Source organism: Reyranella sp. GW821-FHT12G01, assembly GCF_058806575.1.
In genome coordinates this window covers 926,698-948,945 of the sequence record NZ_JBXAPV010000001.1, presented here as the reverse complement: position 1 = coordinate 948,945, position 22,248 = coordinate 926,698, and the positions used below count along the sequence as shown (strand labels likewise).

23 protein-coding genes are annotated in these 22,248 nt (G+C 66.4%); 10 read left to right on the top strand and 13 right to left on the bottom strand.

Annotated features, from left to right (window positions below):
• Position 1 precedes the first annotated feature (1 nt).
• Entirely contained in the window at positions 2–217 is a 216-nt protein-coding gene (locus tag AC1RP5_RS04670) for a hypothetical protein (protein WP_493109424.1), read from the bottom strand.
• Between the two features lie 119 nt (positions 218–336).
• Between AC1RP5_RS04670 and AC1RP5_RS04665 the strand changes: the two genes are divergently transcribed.
• A complete protein-coding gene (locus AC1RP5_RS04665) occupies positions 337–600 on the top strand; it encodes a hypothetical protein (protein WP_493109423.1) in 264 nt (87 codons plus the stop codon).
• Between the two features lie 103 nt (positions 601–703).
• Here the strand turns inward: AC1RP5_RS04665 and AC1RP5_RS04660 are convergent, their stop codons facing one another.
• Entirely contained in the window at positions 704–916 is a 213-nt protein-coding gene (locus tag AC1RP5_RS04660) for a cold-shock protein (protein WP_425069255.1), read from the bottom strand.
• Between the two features lie 272 nt (positions 917–1,188).
• Here AC1RP5_RS04660 and AC1RP5_RS04655 point away from each other — a divergent pair, with 272 nt between their 5' ends.
• Entirely contained in the window at positions 1,189–2,646 is a 1,458-nt protein-coding gene (locus AC1RP5_RS04655; RefSeq protein ID WP_493109422.1) for an FAD-dependent monooxygenase, read from the top strand.
• On the opposite strand, the gene AC1RP5_RS04650 is transcribed toward AC1RP5_RS04655, so the two are convergent.
• Together AC1RP5_RS04650 and AC1RP5_RS04645 are read right to left on the bottom strand one after the other, a co-directional pair.
• Complete coding sequence (locus AC1RP5_RS04650; RefSeq protein ID WP_493109421.1) at positions 2,643–3,029, bottom strand: hypothetical protein; 387 nt, start codon at positions 3,027–3,029, stop codon at positions 2,643–2,645. The two genes, AC1RP5_RS04655 and AC1RP5_RS04650, sit on opposite strands and share 4 nt — an antisense overlap.
• Before the next feature lie 84 nt (positions 3,030–3,113).
• Positions 3,114–3,746: a TetR/AcrR family transcriptional regulator gene (locus tag AC1RP5_RS04645; RefSeq protein ID WP_493109420.1), complete on the bottom strand. Its 633-nt coding sequence runs from the start codon at positions 3,744–3,746 to the stop codon at positions 3,114–3,116.
• Positions 3,747–3,862: 116 nt separating this feature from the next.
• On the opposite strand from AC1RP5_RS04645, the gene AC1RP5_RS04640 reads away from it, so the two are divergent.
• Both AC1RP5_RS04640 and AC1RP5_RS04635 read left to right on the top strand, forming a co-directional pair.
• A complete protein-coding gene (locus AC1RP5_RS04640; RefSeq protein WP_493109419.1) occupies positions 3,863–4,234 on the top strand; it encodes a hypothetical protein in 372 nt (123 codons plus the stop codon).
• Positions 4,235–4,296: 62 nt separating this feature from the next.
• On the top strand, positions 4,297–4,728 hold the full coding sequence (locus AC1RP5_RS04635; protein WP_493109418.1) for a DUF3775 domain-containing protein: 432 nt from the start codon (positions 4,297–4,299) through the stop codon (positions 4,726–4,728).
• A gap of 3 nt (positions 4,729–4,731) precedes the next feature.
• Here AC1RP5_RS04635 and AC1RP5_RS04630 read toward each other — a convergent pair whose 3' ends face one another.
• The 4 genes from AC1RP5_RS04630 to AC1RP5_RS04615 all read right to left on the bottom strand — a co-directional run bounded on the left by AC1RP5_RS04630 (position 4,732) and on the right by AC1RP5_RS04615 (position 6,679).
• Positions 4,732–4,911, bottom strand: a complete 180-nt coding sequence (locus AC1RP5_RS04630; protein WP_493109417.1) for a hypothetical protein — start codon at positions 4,909–4,911, stop codon at positions 4,732–4,734.
• 57 nt (positions 4,912–4,968) lie between these two features.
• On the bottom strand, positions 4,969–5,217 hold the full coding sequence (locus AC1RP5_RS04625; protein WP_493109416.1) for a hypothetical protein: 249 nt from the start codon (positions 5,215–5,217) through the stop codon (positions 4,969–4,971).
• A 78-nt stretch (positions 5,218–5,295) separates the two neighbouring features.
• Positions 5,296–5,736 (bottom strand): SET domain-containing protein-lysine N-methyltransferase, encoded by a 441-nt coding sequence (locus AC1RP5_RS04620; RefSeq protein WP_493109415.1) that lies wholly within the window; start codon positions 5,734–5,736, stop codon positions 5,296–5,298.
• 76 nt (positions 5,737–5,812) lie between these two features.
• Positions 5,813–6,679 (bottom strand): isocitrate lyase/PEP mutase family protein, encoded by an 867-nt coding sequence (locus AC1RP5_RS04615; RefSeq protein ID WP_493109414.1) that lies wholly within the window; start codon positions 6,677–6,679, stop codon positions 5,813–5,815.
• 159 nt (positions 6,680–6,838) lie between these two features.
• Between AC1RP5_RS04615 and AC1RP5_RS04610 the strand changes: the two genes are divergently transcribed.
• Positions 6,839–8,428 carry an ABC transporter substrate-binding protein gene (locus tag AC1RP5_RS04610; protein ID WP_493109413.1) on the top strand — a complete coding sequence of 530 codons (1,590 nt, stop codon included), beginning with the start codon at positions 6,839–6,841 and terminating at the stop codon, positions 8,426–8,428.
• A 7-nt stretch (positions 8,429–8,435) separates the two neighbouring features.
• Here the strand turns inward: AC1RP5_RS04610 and AC1RP5_RS04605 are convergent, their stop codons facing one another.
• The 3 genes from AC1RP5_RS04605 to AC1RP5_RS04595 all read right to left on the bottom strand — a co-directional run bounded on the left by AC1RP5_RS04605 (position 8,436) and on the right by AC1RP5_RS04595 (position 11,274).
• Positions 8,436–9,419: a quinone oxidoreductase family protein gene (locus tag AC1RP5_RS04605; protein WP_493109412.1), complete on the bottom strand. Its 984-nt coding sequence runs from the start codon at positions 9,417–9,419 to the stop codon at positions 8,436–8,438.
• Between the two features lie 65 nt (positions 9,420–9,484).
• Complete coding sequence (locus AC1RP5_RS04600; protein WP_493109411.1) at positions 9,485–10,198, bottom strand: LytR/AlgR family response regulator transcription factor; 714 nt, start codon at positions 10,196–10,198, stop codon at positions 9,485–9,487.
• Entirely contained in the window at positions 10,186–11,274 is a 1,089-nt protein-coding gene (locus tag AC1RP5_RS04595) for a sensor histidine kinase (RefSeq protein WP_493109410.1), read from the bottom strand. The genes AC1RP5_RS04600 and AC1RP5_RS04595 overlap by 13 nt, the downstream gene beginning before the upstream one ends.
• A gap of 213 nt (positions 11,275–11,487) precedes the next feature.
• Between AC1RP5_RS04595 and AC1RP5_RS04590 the strand changes: the two genes are divergently transcribed.
• The 5 genes from AC1RP5_RS04590 to AC1RP5_RS04570 all read left to right on the top strand — a co-directional run bounded on the left by AC1RP5_RS04590 (position 11,488) and on the right by AC1RP5_RS04570 (position 20,185).
• Positions 11,488–14,997, top strand: a complete 3,510-nt coding sequence (locus AC1RP5_RS04590) for a Calx-beta domain-containing protein (RefSeq protein ID WP_493109408.1) — start codon at positions 11,488–11,490, stop codon at positions 14,995–14,997.
• 96 nt (positions 14,998–15,093) lie between these two features.
• Positions 15,094–16,224, top strand: coding sequence for an acyl-CoA dehydrogenase family protein (locus AC1RP5_RS04585; RefSeq protein WP_493109407.1), 1,131 nt, complete (start codon positions 15,094–15,096; stop codon positions 16,222–16,224).
• Positions 16,225–16,235: 11 nt separating this feature from the next.
• Positions 16,236–17,492 (top strand): acyl-CoA dehydrogenase family protein, encoded by a 1,257-nt coding sequence (locus AC1RP5_RS04580; protein ID WP_493109406.1) that lies wholly within the window; start codon positions 16,236–16,238, stop codon positions 17,490–17,492.
• Positions 17,493–17,582: 90 nt separating this feature from the next.
• Positions 17,583–19,232 carry an amidohydrolase gene (locus AC1RP5_RS04575; protein WP_493109405.1) on the top strand — a complete coding sequence of 550 codons (1,650 nt, stop codon included), beginning with the start codon at positions 17,583–17,585 and terminating at the stop codon, positions 19,230–19,232.
• Between the two features lie 8 nt (positions 19,233–19,240).
• Positions 19,241–20,185, top strand: coding sequence for a CobW family GTP-binding protein (locus AC1RP5_RS04570; RefSeq protein ID WP_493109402.1), 945 nt, complete (start codon positions 19,241–19,243; stop codon positions 20,183–20,185).
• Here AC1RP5_RS04570 and AC1RP5_RS04565 read toward each other — a convergent pair.
• Together AC1RP5_RS04565 and dctP are read right to left on the bottom strand one after the other, a co-directional pair.
• Positions 20,149–21,147, bottom strand: coding sequence for a D-2-hydroxyacid dehydrogenase (locus AC1RP5_RS04565; RefSeq protein ID WP_493109401.1), 999 nt, complete (start codon positions 21,145–21,147; stop codon positions 20,149–20,151). The two genes, AC1RP5_RS04570 and AC1RP5_RS04565, sit on opposite strands and share 37 nt — an antisense overlap.
• Positions 21,148–21,191: 44 nt before the next feature.
• Positions 21,192–22,160, bottom strand: coding sequence for a TRAP transporter substrate-binding protein DctP (gene dctP, locus AC1RP5_RS04560; protein WP_493109400.1), 969 nt, complete (start codon positions 22,158–22,160; stop codon positions 21,192–21,194).
• Positions 22,161–22,248 lie beyond the last annotated feature (88 nt).

Here is a 22,248-nt window from a genome sequence, read left to right as displayed (position 1 = left end):
ATCAGGCGCGCACCAGCGTCTTGATGGCGAGCGGCGGCTTGCCGGACTTCTCGGCGACCTCGCGATCCTGCTCCTCGATGATCGCCCGGGCCGGCAGGTCCTTTTCGAACCCTTCGAGGGCTTCCAGCGGCACGCGACGGTTGGAGCGCTGGCTGCCGTCCTCGTAGGTGACGTTGAACAGCACGTATTCGGCACGCTTGCTGGATTTCTTGCCCATCGGGGCCTCCACATCGGTTTCAGTCCGTCGACTTCGAGGGGATCGACACGCTCTCCCCGTCGGGAACGCGTGCAGGGGGCGTGCGTTGGCCGGAGAACCCACACGCCAGGGAGGTAATGATGTCCGACTACGACCGCCGACCGACCAACGTGAACGTCACTCCCGTCGTCCCGCCGCCGACCCAGGGCGGCAGCAGCGGCCTGTCCTTCATGGTCGGCGCGCTGCTGGTGGCCGTACTGGCCGTCGGTTACTTCGCGATGGGCATGCCAGGCCTCAACAAGGCGCCAAACCAGGCCCAGGCGCCGGACCGCAAGATCGACGTCACGATCCAGCAGCCCGCACCCACCGACCCGACGGCGCCTGCGACGCCGCCACGCCCGTAAGAACTCTCGTGCAATCCTGAGAACGAAAAACCCCGCACCCAGAGGGTGCGGGGTCTAACTCGTTCAGCCGTTACGTGGCCGCCGTTGCCGGCAGCCGCCGTGATCAGCCGGCCGCCTTCAGGTTGTCAGCCGACATCTTGCCGCTGCGACGGTCGGAGACGAGTTCATACTCGACCTTCTGACCTTCGTTGAGCGTGCTCATGCCAGCGCGCTCAACGGCGCTGATATGCACGAAGGCATCGGCACCGCCGTTGTCCGGCTGGATGAAGCCGAAGCCCTTCTGAATATTGAACCACTTCACGGTTCCCGTCGCCATGGGTAACCCTTTCACTACTTTAGATATGCTGACCCGCGCGGCGTCCCGCATAAACACACAGGGAACGCGCAGCCGGCCGTCGAATTCGCACTTATTTTCGGGATCAAAGTTCGTGGAGCGGGTTCACAGCGAGGCTGGAAACGCGGACCAAATCGTCTGTCCGTCTATCGACCGGCTGCATATGGCCTTTTAACGGGGCATTTGCAAGGCCGATTGGCCGACAATCTAAGTGGTACTAGGCTCGGCACGAATTGCACGGGGGAGATTATTGCATGGTCACTCATCCAAAAGTGCTCATTTCCGGCGCGGGGCCCGTTGGCCTCACGCTTGCCAACGAACTCATTCGCCACGGTATTCCCGTGCGCATCGTCGACAAGTCGACGCAACGCACCGACAAATCCAAGGCACTCGTCCTGTGGAGCCGCACGCTCGAGCTGTTCGACGACGCCGGTTACGCCAAGGACTTCATGTCATCGGGCATGCAGGGTCATGGCGCACAGATTTCAACCGGCAAGCAGGTTGTGGCCAAGGTTTCGTTCGACCTGATCGACAGTCGTTTCCCGTATGCGCTGCTGATCCCGCAAAGCGAGACCGAACGCGTGCTTGAGGAACGCCTGAACGCCGCCGGTGTGACGGTCGAGCGTACGGTCGAGTTGTCCGGCTTCACGGACAAGGGCGGCGCGATCGAGGTCACGCTGACCAAGGCGAGTGGCGAACGCGAAACGCTCCAAGCCGACTGGCTGGTCGGCTGTGACGGTGCGCATTCGGCGGTACGACACGGGTTGGGCTTTGCCTTCGAGGGCTCGACCCTGCAGTCGCATTGGGCGCTCGCCGACGGCCATATCACCGGCCTGGAACCCAAAGACAGCCTGCATATCTTCTGGCATCGCGACGGCATCCTCGCCTTCTTCCCCATCGTCGGAGATCGCTGGCGCGTGATCGCCAACCTCGGCCCGGCAAAGGACGGCGAGACCCATCCCGATCCGACGCTCGAGGAGATCAACACGCTGATGGCGCATCGCGGCTCACCCGGCATCGTGATGTCCAACCCGATCTGGCTTGCGGCTTTCCGCATCAACGAGCGCAAGGTGAAGGACTATTCGAAGGGCCGGGTGTTCCTGGCCGGCGATGCCGCGCACATCCATAGCCCGGCGGGCGGCCAGGGCATGAACACCGGCATGCAGGATGCCTTCAATCTCGCCTGGAAGCTGGCGCTCGTCATCGAAGGCACGGCCAAGCCCTCGTTGCTCGACAGCTATTCGCCGGAGCGCACGGCCGTCGGCGACCGTGTCCTGAAGAATGCAGGCCGGATGACCGAGGCGGCGGTGCTTCGCAATCCGCTGCTGCAGGACATCCGCAATACGATCGTGCACTTCGCCACGGGCTTCCCGCAGATCCAGCACAAGATGGCCGACCAGCTCGGCGAGATGGACATCGGCTATCCCGACAGCGCTCTCACAGCGAAGAGCGGGCACATCGCAAACGGCCCGAAGGCGGGCGAGCGGTGGCCTCACAAGCTGCCCGAGGGAGCAGGCGGCCGGACGTTCACGGCCTATGGGCCGGCCGAACTCGTCAATGCCCTCGCCGCCAGGTTTCCCAAGCTGGTGACGGCATCGCCGGTACAGGACGCAACGCTGCGCCTCGTCCGGCCTGACGGTTATGTCGGATTCGCCGGCGGCCCGCAGGATGCGGGACGCGCCGAAGCCTATCTGGCGGCGCTTGCCGCCTAGGCGGCAGCGGACATGCCGGTGGCCGGCATCATCAGCCAGCCCCGCGCGTCGAGCTTGTCGGTGAAGATGCGGAAGGGCCGCCGGCCGATGCGCTGCTTCAGTAGCACCGCCATGTCGATGTTGAGGGCGCCCTGAACCACCATGGCGACGGGACCGGCATCACCTTCGCTGCCGTAGGTCACCAACGTCCGGGCGAGGGATTCCAGATCGTTCCGGTCGAGGGCGAGATTGCCACCGGTGATGTCGACCAGCTTGGCGTTGGCCTTGGTGCCTTCGCTCCTGGTGGCATCCAGATAGGTCTCGATGTCCTGGCGGCTGATGGCGCCTTCACCGATGACGGTGAGGATTCCGAAATGATCACTTTGCGTCCAACCAAGCGGCATGCGTACCCCCTACGCCCTGGAACAAACCAAGCTTCGCGAGGACGAACGCGGCAAAATCGGGAAGGTTGCCCGGTACCCCAAAAATTACGGTAGGAGTCGGTCGATGGCCGACGCCCAGACGTCGAGGGCGGCATCCCAGGCGAGACCGAAATCATCACGCAGGGCTTCCCAGCTCTCGAAACTGGTGAGGGTCGCCAAGGCCATGAGCAGCGATTCGCGCGCGGCCGGATCGAGACCGGCCAGTTCGGCGCGATACATCAGTTCCAGCCGCTCGACATTGGCGCGGCGCACGGCCAGGACGCGCGCCCGCAGGTCGGCGAGCTGCTCCTGGACCGGCTTGGCGGTGAGGATCCGCCACAGCGGCAGCCACTTTTCACAGGCCTGCGCGCGGGTATGGACGTGGGACCGGATGCGGGCGGCGCGGTCGCCCGCGAGGTCGCGCGGCTCGGCCTCGGCCTGGCCCAGCGCAATCGCATAGTCGGCAGTGGCGAGGCTCAGCGCATCGAGATCGGAGAAGCGCTCGAAGATCGAGCGGACCGAATAGCCCGCCCGGGCGGCAATCTCCGCCGCCGTCGGCATGCGCCGTTGCTCCTGCAACAGCGCAAGATAGGCCTCGATGATCAGATGCCGGGTACGTTCGCTGCGCAGACGCCGACCGTCGAAGCGGATGGCCTCGGACCGGGTGGCGTCTGACGGGATGGGCTCGTGCGACGACACTGTTTGGCACTCCTGCAAAGCGAGACTGTGAGAATTAGACCCGTGGCAGGGTCGGGTCACCCCCTCCTTTCGCATCTCTGGCGCTCAATCTGGGTGACTGGCAGATTCGACGCATCATGCCGATGCACTGGACCATCGACTCCAAGGAAAGGCTCCTCACCGTCGTCGCCGAGGGCGATATCTCGCGTGCGGAATTCGAGGCGTATCTCGACGTCCTCGACAAGGCCGACCTTCATTCCTATCGCAAGCTGTTCGACGGGGCGCGCGGCGACACCAGCATGGGAACGGAGAACATCCTGGCCATCGGCGTGCGCATGCGCGCCTCGCACCAGACATATGCGGTTGGCCCGCTGGCTGTCGTGGTGTCCGAGGACAAGGTCGCCATGGTGTCGCGTGTACTGGGCATGCTGGCCGCGGCCAAACGGCCGATGCGCATCTTCCACGAGGTCGGCCCGGCGCGGGACTGGATCCTGAAGCAGCCGCTCTAGGAACGAATGCGGGATGGCGTCGTTGGAGGCGTGAAACGCCCCACCGGAACCGGAGACGAACCATGTCCGACGCCCTCAGCACTCCGCCCGCGCTTGCGATCGCCACCGACATGGTCTGCCACATCATCGTGAAGGCCCGCGAATTCGACGTGCAGGACGTCGAGACCGATCCCGATTCGGGCTCCAACGCCACCGACGACGGCGCGGCCTCCGTCCTCGAGGCGCATGATGACGATCCAACTCAGGACGAACTCATCGCCTTCATCGAAGCGCTCGACGAAGACGAGCAGGTCGATCTCGTGGCGCTGCTCTGGCTCGGCCGCGGCGACGGCGATCTGGAGGATTGGGAAGACCTGCGGACCCAGGCCCGCGAGGCGCGCAACGACCGCACATCGGCCTATCTGCTGGGCCAGCCGCTACTCGCCGATCATCTGGCCGACGGTCTCTCCATGTTCGGCCTGTCCTGCGAGGATTTCGAGCGGGACCACCTCTAGCCCTCAGGGCATCGTCCCGGCCGGCCGCCGCTCGCCGGGACGGACGCGGCGATCCTCGTCCTCGGGTTCGACGGTGCGGGCCGTGTCGTTCTCTCGCCTGTCGACCTTCTCGCCGGTGCCGGAGTCACGCTCCACGTCCGTGTTGTGACGTTCACGGGGCTTCGGGTCGGGATCGTGGTTCATGACGCGCTCCTCGGTCAGTGACTGAAGAGCGAACGGCAGGACGCGCAGCGGGTTGCCTCAGACCAGCGGCCACAGGCAGGTCACAACCTGCATCAGGGCGCCGAGCAACGCGACGCCGAAGCCGAAGCGACCTTTCACGGCGTCGTTCTGGTGTCGTACGAGATCGTCCGACGCGAGTGCGTCCTCGGGTTCCAGCATCGAGGTCGTGAAGGGACGCAGCGTACGGAACGACAGGCCGAAGCGGGCCATCATCGAGAGGCCGCCCAGGATGGCCAGCACGCCCAGCAGGTTGACGGCCCTGATCACGCGTCGGTCGTGGAATCGATGGTGCCCATTCAGGGCACTAATGAAGGCTTTTCCTTACGGACCGCTGACGCGCCTAATTCACCGGCGGCGACGTAATTTCGCTCGCGATGTCGCCGGCACAACCTCATCACGGCTGAGATTGTCGTGGTGCTCGTCCATCAGACGATAGTCCATCACCAGTTCCTCGCCGGCCTTGATGTCGCGCAGCGCGTAATAGGTCACGTCGCCGTCGTCGGAGCCGATGTTCGGATTGGCATCATGGTTCATGTACCAGCCCGTCGAGATGCGCAGGAAATCGAGCGGCGTCCAATAGCCGGCCTTGGTGCGGATACCGAAGCGCTTGATGAGCTGCACCTGCGGCGAGGCGTGCGCCTTGGCGAGCGGAATAAAGCGGCTGTCCTTGCCGTCCCACACCCGGACCAACTCGTCCTTCTTGATATCGATGTCGGCGAAGCAGCCGAGGCCGTGGATCGAGGAGGCGCCGAGATGGACGAACGCCTTGCTGGCTTTGCGCTTCATGAACTCTTCACTCTGGAGGACGCGAACGGGCCCGGTGAACAGGCCGGGCCCGTCTGGGAACACACTGCCGTGAAGATCAGGCCTTCACGATGAAAGGCTTGGCCGCGGTGTCGTAGTCGGCATAGCCCAGGGTGGCGCGCAGATCGGCGGGCGACAGCGCGCTCTTGCTCTCCGCTTCGCCGGCCTTCAGCGCGGCCAGTCCCGCCTTCATGCCGGCGGCGGCCGGCGACAGCATGCCGGTCGGATAGGTGCCGATCTTGAAGCCGAGCTTCGCGGCTTCGGTCTGCGAAGGCGTGGCGCGCGGCGCGCCGGGGGAGAGCACGGCGAAGGACGGGCGGCCCTTGGCGGCGGCGACACCGCGCTTGATCTCCGCATCGTCGGCCGGCGAATCGAGGAACAGGATGTCGGCGCCTTCCTCGACATACATCTCGATGCGGGCGACGGCCTCGTCGATGCCCTGCGTCGGGCGGCAGTCGGTGCGTGCCAGCACGAGGATGCCGGATTCCTTCGCCGCCTGGACGGCCGCGCGGATCTTCATGCGCGCTTCCTCGCGCGGCAGGCAGGGCTTGCCGGCGGCAGTGAGCGCGCGCGGCGTGATCTTGTCCTCGATCAGGACGGCGGCGGCGCCGGCGCGGCCATAGGCGCTGACCGTGCGCTGGACGTTCATCGCATTGCCGTAGCCGTGATCGCCGTCGGCCAGCACGAGCAGGTCGGGCGCAGCGCTGTGCACCATGTTGAACGAGTCGAACATCTCGCCGAACGAGACGAGATCGAGATCGGGACCACCCAGGCGGCTGGCCGCGACGCACGAGCCCGAGAGAAAGGCGGTCTTGAAGCCCTCGCCATAGGTCAGCTTGGCGGTGAGCCCGTCCCACACCGCCGGCATGACGACGAGGCCGGGTTCGGCCAGCAGGGCGCGCAGACGTTGGGGAGCAGTGGTCACATCGATCTCCTGGAAATTTCTCAGAACGGGCGGCGGACGATAGCAGACCGCGCGCGCAGGTCGACACACCGCATGCACGCGGTCTAGGCTTTCAGCCGCACTGCAATTCTACGGAGACAAAAAGCACCAACTGCAAGTCATCGTCGGGAGGAAACCAAAATGAAAATCGACAAGACGCGTTTCGCTTCGATTTGTATCGCCGCAGGACTTATCGGATGGGCTGGCACCGGATGGGCACAGAAGAGCGGCGGCACCTTGCGCATACAGCACATGGACACGCCACCAAGTGCTTCCATCCATGAAGAGTCGACCGTCTCGGTCGCCGTCCCCTTCATGGCGATCTACAACAACCTGGTCATCTTCGACCAAAACGCCCCGAAGAACAGTCTCGACACCATCGTGCCCGACCTCGCGACGAGCTGGGAGACGAAGGACGAGGGCCGCAAGCTGGTCTTCAAGACACGCGACGGCGTGAAGTGGCACGACGGCAAGCCGTTCTCGGCCGCCGACGTCGCCTGCACCTTCGATCTCATCCTCACGCCCGAGAAGCTGCGCCGCAATCCGCGCAGCGCCTGGTACACCAACGTCGAGAAGGTGACCGCCGAGGGCCCGTCGGAGGTGACCTTCCACCTGAAGCACGCCCAGCCTTCGCTGCTGGCGCTGCTCGCCTCGGGCTACACGCCGATCTATCCCTGTCATGTGCCGGCCGACAGCATGCGGCGCAAGCCGATCGGCACCGGCCCGTTCAAGCTGGCCGATTTCAAGATGAACGAGAGCATCAAGCTGGTGAAGAACCAGGATTACTGGAAGCCAGGGCGCCCCTATCTCGATGCCATCGAGTTCTCGATCATCGCCGATCGCTCGACGCGCATGCTGTCGTTCATCGCCAACAAGTTCGACATGACGTTCCCGGCCGACGTTACGGTGCCGCTGCTGAAGAACATCAAGCGTGACGCGCCCCAGGCGCAGTGCACGATGCGCGAGAGCGGTGTCAGCACCAACCTGATCATCAATCGCGAGGTCGCGCCCTTCGACGATCCGAAGATCCGCCGCGCGATGGCGCTGACCCTCGACCGCGAATCGTTCATCAAGATCCTGGCCGAAGGCGAGGGCCAGATGGGCGGCGCCCTGCTGCCACCACCGGACGGCGTCTGGGGCCTGCCTCCGGAGAAGCTCAAGGGCCTCATCGGCTACGGCGACGTGGAGAAGGCCCGCGAGGAAGCCCGGGCCCTGATGAAGCAGGCGGGCTACGGGCCCGACAAGCGACTCAAGATCAAGGTCAGCACCCGCAACATCGCCACCTTCAAGGACCCGGCGGTGATCCTGATCGACCAGCTCAAGCAGATCTGGATCGACGGCGAGCTCGAGATCATCGACACCAGCGTCTACTACAACCGCGTCTTCAAGAAAGACTATGTCGTCGCGCTCAACCTGACCGGCAGCGCGGTCGACGATCCCGACGTCACGCTGTTCGAGGGCTATGCCTGCGGCTCGTTGCGCAACTACAACAATTACTGCGATCCGGAGATGACCAAGCTCTTCGAGGAACAGTCGCGCGAGACCGACCGCAAGAAGCGGCAGGAGATGGTCTGGGAGATCGATCGCAAGCTGCAGGAGGACGTGGCACGCCCGATCATCAGCCACGGCCGCATCGCCGGATGCTGGCAACCGCAGGTCAAGAACGTGACCCTGCACATCAACAGCATCTACAACAACTGGCGCTTCGAGGACGTCTGGCTGGAGCGCTGATCTGAAGTCACCCGGCCGCCTTCAACAGAAGCTTGCCGGCGACACCACGACCTTCGAGGCGGCGGTGCATGTCCGCCGCCTCGGCCAGCGGGAACACGCCTTCGATCGGCACTTTGAGCCAGCCCTCGGACAGGGCCGCCAACACCTGCTCGACGCCTTCGCGCCACTCCGGGGAGGTCTGGTCGATATGGCCGAGATGCAGTCGGGTAAAAGTCTGCGAACGCGGCAGGATGCGCTCGCGGATGTTCTTGAAAGGCTGCCCCTCGGCCTCGCCGATGCTGATGATATGGCCCAGCATCTTCACCACGCCGAACGTGCGGTCGAGCATCGTGGCGCCGTAGGAATCGATTGCGAGATCGACACCCTTGCCATCGGTGAAGTCGAGCACGGCCCGCTCGAAATCCTCCTGTGAGGTCACGACGACCCGCGAGGCACCAAAGGCCAGCGCCTTCGCTTCCTTGCCCGGCGTGCCGGTCGTGCCGATGACCTTCGCGCCCGCCTTCACCGCGAGTTGGGTGCACATCAGGCCGACACCGCCGCCGATCGCATTCACCAGCACCGTGTCGCCCGGCCCGATGCCGCCGTAGATCGTCCACATCATGTGCCAGGCGGTCAGCGCCTGGATGGGAAAGGCGGCCCCGACGTCGAGGCCGACCGCGTCGGGCAGCTTGATGAGACCCTTCGCGGAGGCGACGCATTTCTCGGCATAGGCGCCGCCTTTCTCCGGAAAGGTCGCGACCCGATCGCCGACCTTCACGCCGGTGACGCCCGCTCCGAGTGCCGCGACCGTGCCGGAGACCTCGAAGCCCAGCACCATTGGATAGGTCATGGGATGCGGATAGATGCCCATGCGGACCTGCGTGTCGGCCCAGTTGCAGCCGGCATAGGCCACGTCGATCAGCACCTCGGCCGGACCCGGCACGGGATCGGGCAGCTCCGCGACGACAAGCTGTTCGGGCCCACCGGTGGCATGGATGACGACGGCTTTCATGGTTTCCTCCGCGACATTCGCGGAGGGGAGCCTTGCAGCTTCGATGCCAGACCGAGGAAGAGAGTCTAGCCCTTGTCCGACAATTGCTCGCGCAGGCGTGTTATCGCGGCGCGGCCGATCGCCAGCGGATGCTCCATGCCGTCGAGCACGAGCCGACCGGTCGAGCGCGTCGGCGCCTCGAGGCTGCGCAGCCGGTCGCGATTGATCATCACCGACCGGCCCAGCCGCACGAACGGCGGCGCCGGCAGCAACCCCTCGAAATGAGCGAGGGTGCGCAGGATCATCACCGCTGGCTGAGCCGCCACGAAGACGCGCACGAAGTCGCCCTCGGCGCAGATCGCGACGATTTCCGACGGCGTGACCAGCAGGGTCCGGCGGGGCGTCTTGAGTTCGACGACGCCGGGACCGGGCGGCAGCGCCGCCAGCGCGAGCTGCCGGGCGGCCCGCCCCAGCGCCACTTCGAGACGCTGCGGCTCCACCGGTTTCAGGAGATAGTCGACCGCGTTCACCGCGAACGCCTCGACCGCATGCTCGGCGAAGGCCGTGACGAAGATCACGATGGGCGGACGCTCCAGCGAATCGATCAGGTCGAAACCGTCGCCGCCGCCGCCCAGCTCGATGTCGAGGAAAATGAGGTCGGGCTGCAGGCTGGCGATGCTTGCGCGCGCCGACTCGGTGCTGTCGGCCTCGCCGACGATCTCCACCTCGGGGTGTGCGGCGAGCAGCCGCCGCACGGCGCTGCGCGCCAGCGGCTCGTCGTCGACGATCAGGACCCGCACGGCTCACCCTTCAGCTCGAGAGTTGCGATCACCTTCTTGTCCTCGGCGCGCTCGCCGGTCTCGCGCAAGGTGAAGACGTGGCGGTCGGGATAATGCAGCGCCAGGCGGCGGCGCACATTCTCCATGCCGATGCCGGGACGCTGGCGGCGCGCCGCGGCGCTTACCGTGTCGAGCGTGCCGGTGTTCTCGACCTCGACATGGAGCGTCTCGCCGTCGAGCCGGATGTCGACGCGTATGGCGAGGCCATGGTCGCGGCGCCCGTGCTTCACCGCATTCTCGACCAGCGGCTGGAGGAGAAAGCTCGCGATGCGCCGTCGCCTCGCCTCGGGCGTCACGTCGAGATGCGTATGCAGGCGCTCGCCGAAGCGCGCCTGCTGGACGGCGAGATAGGAGGTCAGGCCGCCAACCTCGCCCTCCACTGTGACAACCGTGTGATTGATGCCGTCCAGCGAGTGCCGGAGGTAGGCAGTGAGGTTGCGAAGCATGTCCAATGCCGCCGACGGATGCTCGGGGATCTCTTCGGCGACGCCGTTCAACGCGTTGAAGAGGAAATGGGGGTCAAGCTGCAGCCGCAATTGTTCGAGTTCCGCGCGCAGCGCCTCGGCCTGCGCACGCATGGTCCGGCGGTGTTGCGCCTGCTCCGCCATCTCCGCGCGCAGCCAGAAGTAGGCAAGGCTCCACCCCGTGAGGGCAAAGAAGTAATGCACGAATGGAACGAAAAACTCTTCGACGCCGCGGCTGTCGGGCGGCACGATCCACGGCAGCGCCTCATGGACCAGGACGATCATGCTCGCGACGACGAACGCGCCCAGCAGGGAAAGCAGTCCGATCATCGCCACGCCAGCCACCGACACGCGATGAGCGAAGGGCCGCGTGATGTAGACGCCACGCATGGCCGTCGAGATCGCGACCAGGCAGACGAGGATGAGTCCCGTCCGCGCAAAGGCCACCGCATAGCTGTGATAGGCGACGCGCTGCGCCATCACGTCGGCAATCGCGAAGAGCCCCCAGCCCGCGATCTGGACCCGCCAGAACAGGGGCAGGCCGTTCCACCGGGCAAGCAGGATTGCGGACAAGGTCGGAGGCTCCGGACGCGGCGTCTGAATTCCCCCGGAAGATTGGGCATTTGCCAAGGTCAGGCAAGCGCGGGCTTAGCCGCCCGGACAAGCCCCGTTCGTCGACTTTCCTGCCGCGTTCGTCGACTAGCCCGGGGGCTGCCGATGTAACGCCCCAATGTCGATGGCATCTGTCCACGCACGCGATACGCGGTAACTGAGCGGAGGAAAGCGATGGCGACGGTCAAGTACACGGTCAAGGACAACTGGGGTTCGGGCTTCATCGGCAACATGACGGTCGACGCCGGCACGGCCGCGGTCCATGGCTGGACGATCGAATTCGACGCCGGATACACCATCACCAACATCTGGGGCGCCGATATCGTCAGCCATGTCGGGACGCACTACGTTATCCGCAATGCCTCCTACAACGCCGACATCTCGTCCGGCGGCAACGTCACCTTCGGCTTCCAGGCCACGCCCGGCGCCACCGGCGGCACGACCACCAGCAGCCTCACCCTGAACGGGGCCGGCGAGGAGCCGGCGCCGGTCCTGCCGACGATCTCGGTCGGCGACGCCTCGGTGGTCGAGGGCAACAACGGTACCACGCAGATGACCTTCACGGTCAGCCTGTCCAAGGCCGCCACCGGCCCCGTCACCGTGAAATACGCGACGGCCGACGGCACCGCGACGGCCGGCTCGGACTATGTCGCCAAGTCCGGCACGATCACCTTCGCGGCCGGCGAGACGCAGAAGACGATCAGCATCACGGTCAACGGCGACAAGGTCGCCGAGCTCAACGAGACCCTGGCGCTGAACCTGTCGGCGCCGACCGGCGCCACGATCGCCGATGGCGCGGCGGTCGGCACGATCGTCACCGACGACGCCATCGTGCCCAACATCACCATCGCCGATGCCTCGGTGAAGGAAGGCGACAGCGGAACGCGCGACCTCGCCTTCACCGTGACCCTGTCGGAAGCCACCACCGGCCCGGTGACGGTGACCTACGCGACCGCGGACGGCACGGCCAAGGCGGGCCAGGATTACGTCGCCCAGACCGGCACGATCACCTTCGCCGCCGGCGAGACCTCCAAGGTGATCAACGTCAAGGTCACCGGCGACACCGTCATCGAGGCCAACGAGACACTGAAGATCAATCTGTCGGCGGCGACCGGCGGCAAGATCACCGACAGCCAGGCCATCGGCACCATCACCAACGACGACGCGACGATTTCCGTCGCCGACGCCTCGGTGATCGAAGGCAATAGCGGCACCAGCGAAATGGCCTTCACCGTCTCGCTCTCGGCGGCGACGTCGGGTCCGGTCACCGTCGCCTATACGACCGCCAACGGCTCGGCCCGGTCGGGCAGCGACTATGTCGCCCAGTCCGGGACGCTCACCTTCGCCGCCGGCGAGACGTCGAAGGTCGTCCGGGTCCAGGTGCTGGGCGACACGGCGATCGAAGCGAACGAGACGATGAAGCTCAGCCTGTCGTCGCCGACCGGCGCCACGATCAAGGACGCCACGGCCGTCGGCACCATCATCAACGACGACGGCGCCACCCTGCCCTCGCTCTCGATCAACGACGCCTCCTCGGCCGAAGGCAGCGCGGCGGCGCCGGGACACACGACCTTCACCGTCAGCCTGTCCTCCGCCGCCACCGCGCCCGTCACCGTGCATTTCGCGACGGCCGACGGTACGGCCCTCGCCGGCAGCGACTATGTCGCCCAGTCCGGCACACTCACCTTCGCGGCGGGCGAGACCCAGAAGACCATCACGGTCGCCACGATCGGCGACGCGACCGTCGAGGCCAATGAAGGCTTCAGCGTCGTCCTGTCCAGCGCGACCGGCGCCACCATCGCCGACGCGACCGGCATCGGCACGATCGTGAACGACGACGTGGCGACACCGACCGGCCCGACGCTCAGCATCTCCGACGCCTCGGTGGTCGAGGGCAATCCCGGCGGCAGCGCGGCGCCGGGCTGGCTCAGCACCTCGGGCAACCAGATCATCGATTCGGCCGGCCACTCGGTGCAGATCGCCGGTGTGAACTGGTTCGGCTTCGAATCGTCGAACTTTGCGCCGCACGGCCTGTGGACGCGCGGTTACAAGGACATGATGGACCAGATGGTGGACCTCGGGTTCAACACGATCCGCCTGCCCTTCTCCAGCGAGATGCTGCACACCAACGCGGCGCCCAACGGCATCGACTTCAGCAAGAACCCCGATCTCCAGGGCCTGTCGGCGCTGCAGGTCATGGACAAGATCGTCGACTATGCCGACCAGATCGGCATCAAGATCATCCTCGACCACCATCGCAGCAACGCCGGCGCCGGCACGTCCGACAACGGCCTCTGGTACAACAGCCAGTACACGCAGTCCGCCTGGATCAACGACTGGAAGATGCTGGCCGCGCGCTACGCCGACGACCAGTCGGTGATCGGCGCGGACCTGCACAACGAGCCGTACAACGGCACCTGGGGCGGCGGCGGCGCCAACGACTGGGCGCTGGCGGCGGAGACCGCCGGCAATGCCATCGGCACGGTCAATCCCAACTGGCTGATCTTCGTCGAGGGCGTCGGTACCTACAACGGCCAGAGCTACTGGTGGGGCGGCAACCTCATGGGCGTGCGCGACCGGCCGATCGACCTCGCGCTCGACGACAAGCTCGTCTACTCGGCGCACGACTATCCCAACTCGGTCTATCCGCAGCCGTGGTTCCAGGGCTCCAACTTCGCCGACAACCTGCCCGCCAAGTTCGACCAGATGTGGGGCTACATCTACAAGGAAGGCATCGCCCCCGTGTGGATCGGCGAGTTCGGCACCAAGCTGGTCGATCCGAAGGACGCGCCGTGGCTGGACGCGATCACGTCTTACCTGGGCGGCGACTTCAACAATGACGGCACGTCCGACCTGGCGCCCGGACAGAAGGGACCGAGCTGGACCTTCTGGTCGTGGAACCCGAACTCGGGCGACACCGGCGGCATCCTGAACGACAACTGGACCACCGTGAACCAGACGAAGATGGGCTACCTGACGCCCATCGAGTACCAGTTCCACGAGGATGCGCCGGGCGATGGCGGCACGACGAGCGGGCCGAAGGCGAGCTTCGTGCTCACCCTCTCGGAGGCCGCCACGCACGAAGTGACGGTCGACTACCAGACCGTCTACGGCGAGGCCGGCGCCTCGGACTTCATTGCCAGCAACGGCCACGTCACCTTCGCGGCCGGCGAACAGAGCAAGACGATCACGATCGAGATCACGCCGGACAAGCTGGTCGAGGGCAACGAGCATTTCGGCGTCGTCCTGACCAACGCGAACGGCGCCACGATCACCCGCGCCACCGGAACCGGCACCATCGTCGACGACGATGCCGCTCCGACGACGCCGACCACACCGACGACGCCCACGACACCCACCACGCCGACGACGCCAGAGCATTCTGGCGACCTGGAGGCCATGTTCGCGGTCGTGAATTCGTGGTCCGGCGGCTTCAACGGCAGCGTCACGCTCGAGAATGACGGTGCGACCGCGACCACGGGCTGGCAGGTCAAGATCGAGACGACCAACCAGATCACCGACATCTGGAATGCCGTGATCGTCTCGCACGATGCGAGCGGCTACGTCATCGGCAATGCCGCCTACAACGGAACGATCGCCCACGCGGCCGATACCAACTTCGGTTTCGTGGCCACCGGGCAGCAGGATCCGTCGACCGTGCACATCGACCTGCTGCACGTGTGAGGTGGGCGCCGCTTCGGCGGCGTCTCGCCCTGCAGTCCACAGCGCTTCCGGTCACGCCTCCCAGTGCCTAAAATCGGCACTGGGAGGAACGTGTCGATGAAGTTCAGCTTTTCCAGCGAGCAGGAGGAATTCCGGACCAGCCTGCGCCGCTTCCTGGGCGAACGCTCGCCCACCAAGGAAGTGCGACGCCTGATGGAAACGGAAACCGGCTTCGAGCCCGCTGCCTGGCGCAAGCTCAATGCCGAACTCGGCCTGACCGCCGTGCGCATCCCCGAGGCCTATGGCGGCCAGGGCTTCGGCTTCAGCGAACTCTGCATCGTGCTCGAGGAAATGGGCCGCGCTCTGCTCTGCGCGCCTTACTTCTCGACGGCGGTGCTGGCGACCGGCGCGATCCTGAATGCCGGCACGGAAGCCGAGAAACAGGCGCTGCTGCCGGCCATCGCCGCCGGCGACACGACCGCCACGCTGGCCTGGGTCGAGGATCCCGCGCATTGGGATGCCGCGGCCACGAAGATGACGGCCACGCCATCGGGCAAGAGCTTCAAGCTCGACGGCACCAAGAGCTATGTGATCGACGGCCACACGGCCGATCTCATCGTGGTGCTGGCGCGCGCGCCGGGAAGCACTGGCGACGCCGGCCTGTCGCTGTTCACCGTAAAGGGCGACGCCAAGGGCCTCGCGCGCAAGAACCTCACGGTCATGGACCCGACGCGCAAGCTGGCGCGGCTGGACTTCAAGGGCGTCGAAGCGACCCTGCTCGGCGAGGCCGGCGCCGCCGCCGTGCCGTTCGCCCGCACCATGGTCGAAGCCGCGATTTGCCTCGCCAACGAAATGGCGGGCGTTTCCGAGCGGCTGCGCGAGGATGCGCTGGAATACGCCAAGATGCGCGTCCAGTTCGGCCGCGCCATCGCCTCCTTCCAGTCGATGAAGCACAAGCACGCCGACATGCTGGTCGATGTCGAGCTGGCGAAGTCGGCGGCTTACTACGCTGCCGCCGCGCTGGACGATGGCGACGACGACATCGTCGCGGTCGCGTCGATCGCCAAGGCGGCCGCCAGCGAAGCCGCCCTGCAGACGGCCATCCACGCCGTCCAGATCCATGGCGGCATCGGTTTCACCTGGGACAACGACACCCATCTCTGGTTCAAGCGCGCCAAGAGCTCGGAAGTGATGCTGGGCGATGCCCATCATCACCGCGAGAAGATGATGCAGCACTGGGCCGCCTGAGGAGCAGGAAGATGAGCGAACTCACCGAAGACTCCGTCCGCGCCGAAGTGCGCGCCTGGCTCGAAGCCAACTGGAATCCCGAACTCGGCCTCGTCGAATGGCGTAACAAGCTGGCCGATTCCGGCTGGGGTGTCCCCGGCTGGCCCAAGGAATGGTACGGCCGCGACCTGCCGGCCGCGCTGATCCCCGTCGTCGACGAGGAGTTCGCGCGCATCGGCGCGATCGGCGTCGCCAAGGCGGGCATCCGCACCCTGGCCGCCGCGACCATCCTGGCGCACGGCACCGACCTCCATAAGGAGAAGTACCTGCGCCGCATCCTCACCGGCGAGGATACGTGGTGCCAGCTCTTCAGCGAGCCGGGCTCCGGCTCCGACGTCGCCGGCGCCGTCACGCGCGCCGAGATGCAGGGCAACAAGTGGATCGTGAACGGCCAGAAGGTCTGGACGACCTCGGCCCATCACGCCCACTGGGGCCTGCTGCTGGCACGCACCGACTGGGACAAGACCAAGCACAAGGGCCTGTCCTACTTCATCATCGACATGCACCAGCCCGGCGTGAACGTGCAGCCGCTGCGGCAGATGAACGGCCACGCCTCGTTCAACCAGGTGTTCATGACCGACGCCGTGGTCGAGCCGGAGTTCCTGGTCGCCAACGTGGGCGATGGCTGGGCCGTGACGACGACGACCCTGATGCACGAGCGTCGCGGCGCCGACGGACTGCGCACCTGGGCGATGGGTTCGGACCGCAAGGGCCGCGCCTACGACGAGGAGCGGGCCGAGATCGCCACGACGATGGAGCCCTACAAGTGGTATCCGCAGCGTGCGGGCCGCGTCGATCTGATCGTCTCCCGCGCCAAGGAGACCGGCCATTTCGAGGATCCGGTGGTGCGGCAGGAGATCGCCCGGCTGCTGGTCATGTCGAAGGCCGCCGAATGGACGGCGCGCCGCGCACGGGCTGCTGCCCAGCAGGGCAAGCCGCAGGGACCCGAAGGCTCGCTCGGCAAGCTGGTCTCCAGCCATGTCGCCCGCGCCGCCGCCCGCGTGCACACCCAGCTCTCCGGCGCCGATGCATTGCTTTCGGGGGCCGACAGCCCGCTGAACGGCACGATCGCGGAGATCCTGGTCTCGGTCCCGGCAACGTCGATCGCCGGCGGCACCGACGAGATCCAGCGCAACATCATCTCCGAGCGCGTGCTGAAGATGCCGAAGGAACCGAGCATCGACACCGACAAGCCCTACCGCGACGTGCCGCGGAACCTCGTTCGGTAGAAGGAACGCAAGGCGGCGTCTCGGACAGACGCCGCCTCGCCGGCTGAACGTGCTTGGCGGCGGAGCGGCGCGACCGCTACTGTCAGGCACATGACTTCCAGCCCGATCACGATCTTCCGCGCCCGTCGCATCCTCACCATGAATCCCGCCCGTCCCGAGGCCACGCATGTGGCCGTTCGAGACGGTCGTATCCTGGGTGCCGGCCCGCTGGAGGAGCTCGCCGGCTGGGGCGCCTACACGCTCGACGATACGTTCGCCGGCAAGGTGCTGATGCCGGGCCTGGTCGAGGGCCACAGCCACGCCGCCGAAGGCACCTTCTGGCGCTACACCTATCTCGGCCGCTTCGACCGCATGGACCCCGAGGGCAAGGTGTGGCCCGGCGCGGCGTCCATCGACGACGTCGTGACGCGCCTGCAGGACGCCGAGCGCAAGCTCGCCTCGCCCACCGAGGCGCTCGCCGGCTGGGGCCTCGATCCGATCTATTACGGCGACCGTCGCGTGACGCGCGGCGACTTCGATCGCGTGTCGACGACACGCACGATCGGCGTGATGCATGCCAGCGGCCATATCCTGAACGTGAACACGCGCGCGCTGGAACTGGCCGGCCTGCTGCGGCCGGGCGTCAACCATCCCGGCATTCCGCTCGGTGCCGACGGCCTCCCCACCGGCGAACTGAAGGGCCCTGAGGCGATGACGATCGTCGGCGCCCATGTCGGCTTCGACCGCGAAGCGTTGGCCAACGACGAGGACGGCCTGAAGCGTTTCGCGAAGCTGTGCGTGCGCCAGGGCGTCACCACCGCCACCGATCTCGCCAACCTTCTGCCCGACGAGGCGGTATCGATGATGGCGCGGGTGACCGGCGAAGCGGGCTTCCCGGTGCGCATCGTCTCGTTCCGCCGCTTCCAGGCGCTGACGCCCGAGCAGGTCGTCGACATCGCCGTGAAGCTCAAGGCCAAGTCGACCGACCGGCTGCGGCTCGGCGCCATCAAACTGTTCGTCGACGGCTCGATCCAGGGCTTCTCCGCGCGCCTGCGCTGGCCCGGCTACTACAACGGCGCGCCGAACGGCCTGTGGTACACGCCGCCCGAGGCGATTGCCGGCCTCTACAAGCTGGCCCTGCAGAAGGGCGTGCTGGTGCACAGCCACACCAACGGCGACCAGGCGACCGAGATGGCGCTCGATTGCCTGGAGGGCGCCCTGCTCGACCAGCCGGCGCGCGACCATCGCTTCACCTTGCAGCACTGCCAGCTCGCCGACGCTGCGCAGTTCCGGCGCATGGCGCGGCTCGGCATGTGCGCCAATCTGTTCCCCAACCATCACTTCTACTGGGGTGACCAGCATTACGAGACGACGGTCGGTCCGGAGCGCGCGATGCGCATGAACGCCTGTGCGACGGCGCTGGCCAGCGGCGTGCCGCTCGCCATTCATTCCGACGCACCGGTGACACCGCTCGGGCCGCTGTTCACCGCCTGGTGCGCCGTCAACCGCCGTACCGCCAGCGGCGGCACGCTGGGCACCAGCGAAGCCATCTCCGTGCCCAATGCGCTGCGCACGATCACGCTGGGCGCCGCCTGGACCCTGAAGCTCGACGGCGAGGTCGGCTCGATCGAGTGCGGCAAGCGCGCCGACTTCGCGGTGCTGGAGGACGATCCGCTGGAGATCGCGCCAGACAGGCTCAAGGACGTGCGCATCTGGGGCACCGTGCACGGCGGCCGCCTCTTCCCCGCCAACGGAATGTGAGTGGGGGCGTGAGCGGGGCGCGACCGGGCGGGCGGCTGCCGGTCACGGTGATCGGCGGGTACCTCGGCACCGGCAAGACGACACTGGTCAACCGCCTGCTGCGCGCCGCCGACGGCCAGCGACTCGCCGTGCTGGTCAACGATTTTGGCACAACATCCGTCGATCGCGACCTTATCGTGTCGTCGAACGGCGACACGCTGGAGATCTCCGGCGGCTGTATCTGCTGCAGCTACGGCTCGGATCTGATGGACACGCTGATGGCACTGCCAGCACAGCGGCCCGACATCGAGCGTGTGGTTCTGGAGACCAGCGGCGTCGCGCTCCCCGGCATGGTGGCCAGCGCCGTCACGCTCCTGCCGGCCTACCGCATCGACGGCATCGTCGTGATGGTCGATGTCGAGACGGTGCGGACCATGGCGGACGACGCCTATCTTGGCGACACGATCACGCGCCAGCTCGCCGCCGCCGATCTTTTGATCGCCAATCGCTGCGACCTTGTAGACGAGGCTTCGCGGGAAGCGGCGCTCGCGTGGCTCGCCGGGCAAAGTCCCGCCGCCCGCATCGTGCCCGCCACACGCGCCGACATTGCGCCCGACCTTCTGCTCGGCTTGCGGGATGGCGCCACGCCGCGTCTGTCGGCGACGCTCATGACGCCTGGCGCGCCGGACGCGGCTTCACTCTACGAGTCGCTGGAGCTGGACGTGCCCGAAAACATCAACGTCGCCGAACTCGGCCGGCGCCTGAGCGCACCCGGCACCGGCGTTCTGCGCGCCAAGGGCATCCTGAACGAGGTCGCGCTGCACGTCGTCGGTCAGCGCTTCGAGATCGATGCGGCGCCGGCCGGCGCGACGCCCGGCAAGCTGGTCGTGATCGGCCTGCGGGCGCGCCTGGACCGGCGCGCCGTGGAGCAGGCGCTTCAGCCGAGCTTGTCGACGTCGTTGCGCAACGCCTGACCGGCGCGGAAGCGTTCGAGGTTTTCCAGGAAGATCCCAAAGATCGCCTCGTTCTGGCCCAGCGAATGGCTGGCGGTGTGTGGCGACACCAGCACGTTGGGCAGGTCCCACAGCGGCGACGCCGGATCGAGCGGCTCGCGCTCGAACACGTCGAGATAGGCGCCGGCCAGCTTGCCACTCTGCAGGGCGGCGATGACGTCCTTCTCCACCGCGACCTCGCCGCGCGCGACGTTCACGAAATGCGAACCGTCGGGCATCGCCGCGAACGCCGCCGCATTGGCGATACCGCGCGTCACCGGCGAGGCCGGACAGCACAGGATCAGCCAGTCGGCCTGCGGCAGCACCTCGTGGAGCTGCTCGTAGGCGACGACCTTCTCGCACGGCTCCACCGGCTCGGCCGTCCGGCGCACGCCGATCGGGCGCATGCCCAGCATCTTGAGGAGCTTGGCGATGTTCTGACCGATCGGCCCCATGCCGACGATCACGGCGCATTGGCCCGCCAGATCGCGCGGCGAGCGCTCGCCCAGGCGCGGCTCCCAGGCGTGGCGACGCTGGGCATCGGCCAGCAGCGGAAAGCGCCGGTTGATCGCGATCACCGCACCCAAGGTGCTGTGCGCCACGGTGATCGCCGTGGCGCCGGAAGCGGTCGTAACCTTGACGCCGCGCGCGCGCAGCTCGCGATAGATGGGACGCTCGGCGCCGGCCGGATGGATTTGTAGCCATTTGAGGTTCGGCGACTTGCGCACGACGGCGTCGAAACCAGCCAGCTCAAGCGTCGGATTGGCGGGATTGGATTTGCCCGTGACCTCGCGGGTCATGAAGGCGATGTCGGCAGGACTGGGACCATCGGCGGCCAGTGCCGCCTCGGCGGTCAGGAAGGAAAGCGTACCCGGCGGCACGGCGGCCGCAATGCGCTCGCCCCAGATACGCTGCGCGTGGGACGACAGCAGAAGAGTGATCATCACTCCAGATTAACGGACCGTTTCCCGGATCGCGAGGGAGATTGCTACTGGCCCGCCTGGATGCGCGTGACCGTGTCCTGCAGGCGCGCTTCCTCCACCACGGTGGCATAGAGCGGCACCATTGAATCCACGAACGACTTGCGATCGACATGCTCCTCGATGCGGACTCCCGCTGCCTCGGCGCGGAGGCGGGCAGCGGCTTCATACTCGTCCAACAGGCTTCGCATGTGACCCACCGACTCCCGGGCGGCTTCGCGGATCACCTTCTGATCCGCGGCCGACAAGGTCCGCCAAGTGCGTTGGGAGAAGACGAGGACAGACGGTGGCTGGGAGTGCAGCGTCAGGCTGTAGAAGGGCGCCACGAGATAATGCTCTCCCGCGACGTAGGTCGCCCAGTCGCCATCGGCGGCATCGATGACGCCGGTCTGCAGCGCCACCTTCACCTGCGCCATGGGCACCGTCACCGGCTCGGCGCCGAGCGCCCGCAGGAAGACGGCCGAACTGTCCCCTCTCTGGACGCGGACCTTCAAGCCCTTGAGGTCGGCCGCGCTGCGAATCGGCTTCGAACGACTGTAAAACGATCGCGCGCCACCATCGTACAGGCACAGGCCGATCAGGCCCTGGCGCTCCAGCGCGGCAAGGATTTCCGCGCCGACCGGTCCGTCGAGCGTCCGGTGCATGTGCTCGGTCGATTTGAACAGGAACGGCAGGGTCGGCACCACCGAGCCCGGGACGGAAACGTTCAAGGCATTCAGGTTGACCCGCGCCATGTCGAGCGAACCGTTGCGAACCTGCCCGATGATGAAACTGTCGGTATCCTGTTCGTTCTCCGCCCGGCGGGTGATGGTCAACCGGCCCTGCGTCCGCTCACGCACGACCTCACCCATCAACTCCACGGCCTGCACGGTCGGGTGATCGGACGGAAAGGCGTCGGACGAACGCAGGTCACGGGCAGCAGCCGGCCATGCGGCCGACAGAAGAAGCAGGAATGCCAGAACGCGTAGCGATGTCATGATGCAAACCTTGCGTGCGGACGTACCGCCAATGAATTTCAGTCAGGCATCAAACGCGCGCTACAACCGGAAAGTTGCCCCCGCATCA

What these genes read in the sequence shown, in the direction of transcription:
- AC1RP5_RS04590 (WP_493109408.1), top strand. Translation starts at nt 11,488, where the DNA reads ATGGCGACGGTCAAGTACACGGTCAAGGACAACTGGGGTTCGGGCTTC.
- AC1RP5_RS04565 (WP_493109401.1), bottom strand. Translation starts at nt 21,147, where the DNA reads ATGATCACTCTTCTGCTGTCGTCCCACGCGCAGCGTATCTGGGGCGAG.
- AC1RP5_RS04585 (WP_493109407.1), top strand. Translation starts at nt 15,094, where the DNA reads ATGAAGTTCAGCTTTTCCAGCGAGCAGGAGGAATTCCGGACCAGCCTG.
- AC1RP5_RS04640 (WP_493109419.1), top strand. Translation starts at nt 3,863, where the DNA reads ATGCCGATGCACTGGACCATCGACTCCAAGGAAAGGCTCCTCACCGTC.
- AC1RP5_RS04665 (WP_493109423.1), top strand. Translation starts at nt 337, where the DNA reads ATGTCCGACTACGACCGCCGACCGACCAACGTGAACGTCACTCCCGTC.
- AC1RP5_RS04670 (WP_493109424.1), bottom strand. Translation starts at nt 217, where the DNA reads ATGGGCAAGAAATCCAGCAAGCGTGCCGAATACGTGCTGTTCAACGTC.
- AC1RP5_RS04650 (WP_493109421.1), bottom strand. Translation starts at nt 3,029, where the DNA reads ATGCCGCTTGGTTGGACGCAAAGTGATCATTTCGGAATCCTCACCGTC.
- AC1RP5_RS04635 (WP_493109418.1), top strand. Translation starts at nt 4,297, where the DNA reads ATGTCCGACGCCCTCAGCACTCCGCCCGCGCTTGCGATCGCCACCGAC.
- AC1RP5_RS04580 (WP_493109406.1), top strand. Translation starts at nt 16,236, where the DNA reads ATGAGCGAACTCACCGAAGACTCCGTCCGCGCCGAAGTGCGCGCCTGG.
- AC1RP5_RS04575 (WP_493109405.1), top strand. Translation starts at nt 17,583, where the DNA reads ATGACTTCCAGCCCGATCACGATCTTCCGCGCCCGTCGCATCCTCACC.
- dctP (WP_493109400.1), bottom strand. Translation starts at nt 22,160, where the DNA reads ATGACATCGCTACGCGTTCTGGCATTCCTGCTTCTTCTGTCGGCCGCA.
- AC1RP5_RS04630 (WP_493109417.1), bottom strand. Translation starts at nt 4,911, where the DNA reads ATGAACCACGATCCCGACCCGAAGCCCCGTGAACGTCACAACACGGAC.
- AC1RP5_RS04655 (WP_493109422.1), top strand. Translation starts at nt 1,189, where the DNA reads ATGGTCACTCATCCAAAAGTGCTCATTTCCGGCGCGGGGCCCGTTGGC.
- AC1RP5_RS04605 (WP_493109412.1), bottom strand. Translation starts at nt 9,419, where the DNA reads ATGAAAGCCGTCGTCATCCATGCCACCGGTGGGCCCGAACAGCTTGTC.
- AC1RP5_RS04610 (WP_493109413.1), top strand. Translation starts at nt 6,839, where the DNA reads ATGAAAATCGACAAGACGCGTTTCGCTTCGATTTGTATCGCCGCAGGA.
- AC1RP5_RS04660 (WP_425069255.1), bottom strand. Translation starts at nt 916, where the DNA reads ATGGCGACGGGAACCGTGAAGTGGTTCAATATTCAGAAGGGCTTCGGC.
- AC1RP5_RS04620 (WP_493109415.1), bottom strand. Translation starts at nt 5,736, where the DNA reads ATGAAGCGCAAAGCCAGCAAGGCGTTCGTCCATCTCGGCGCCTCCTCG.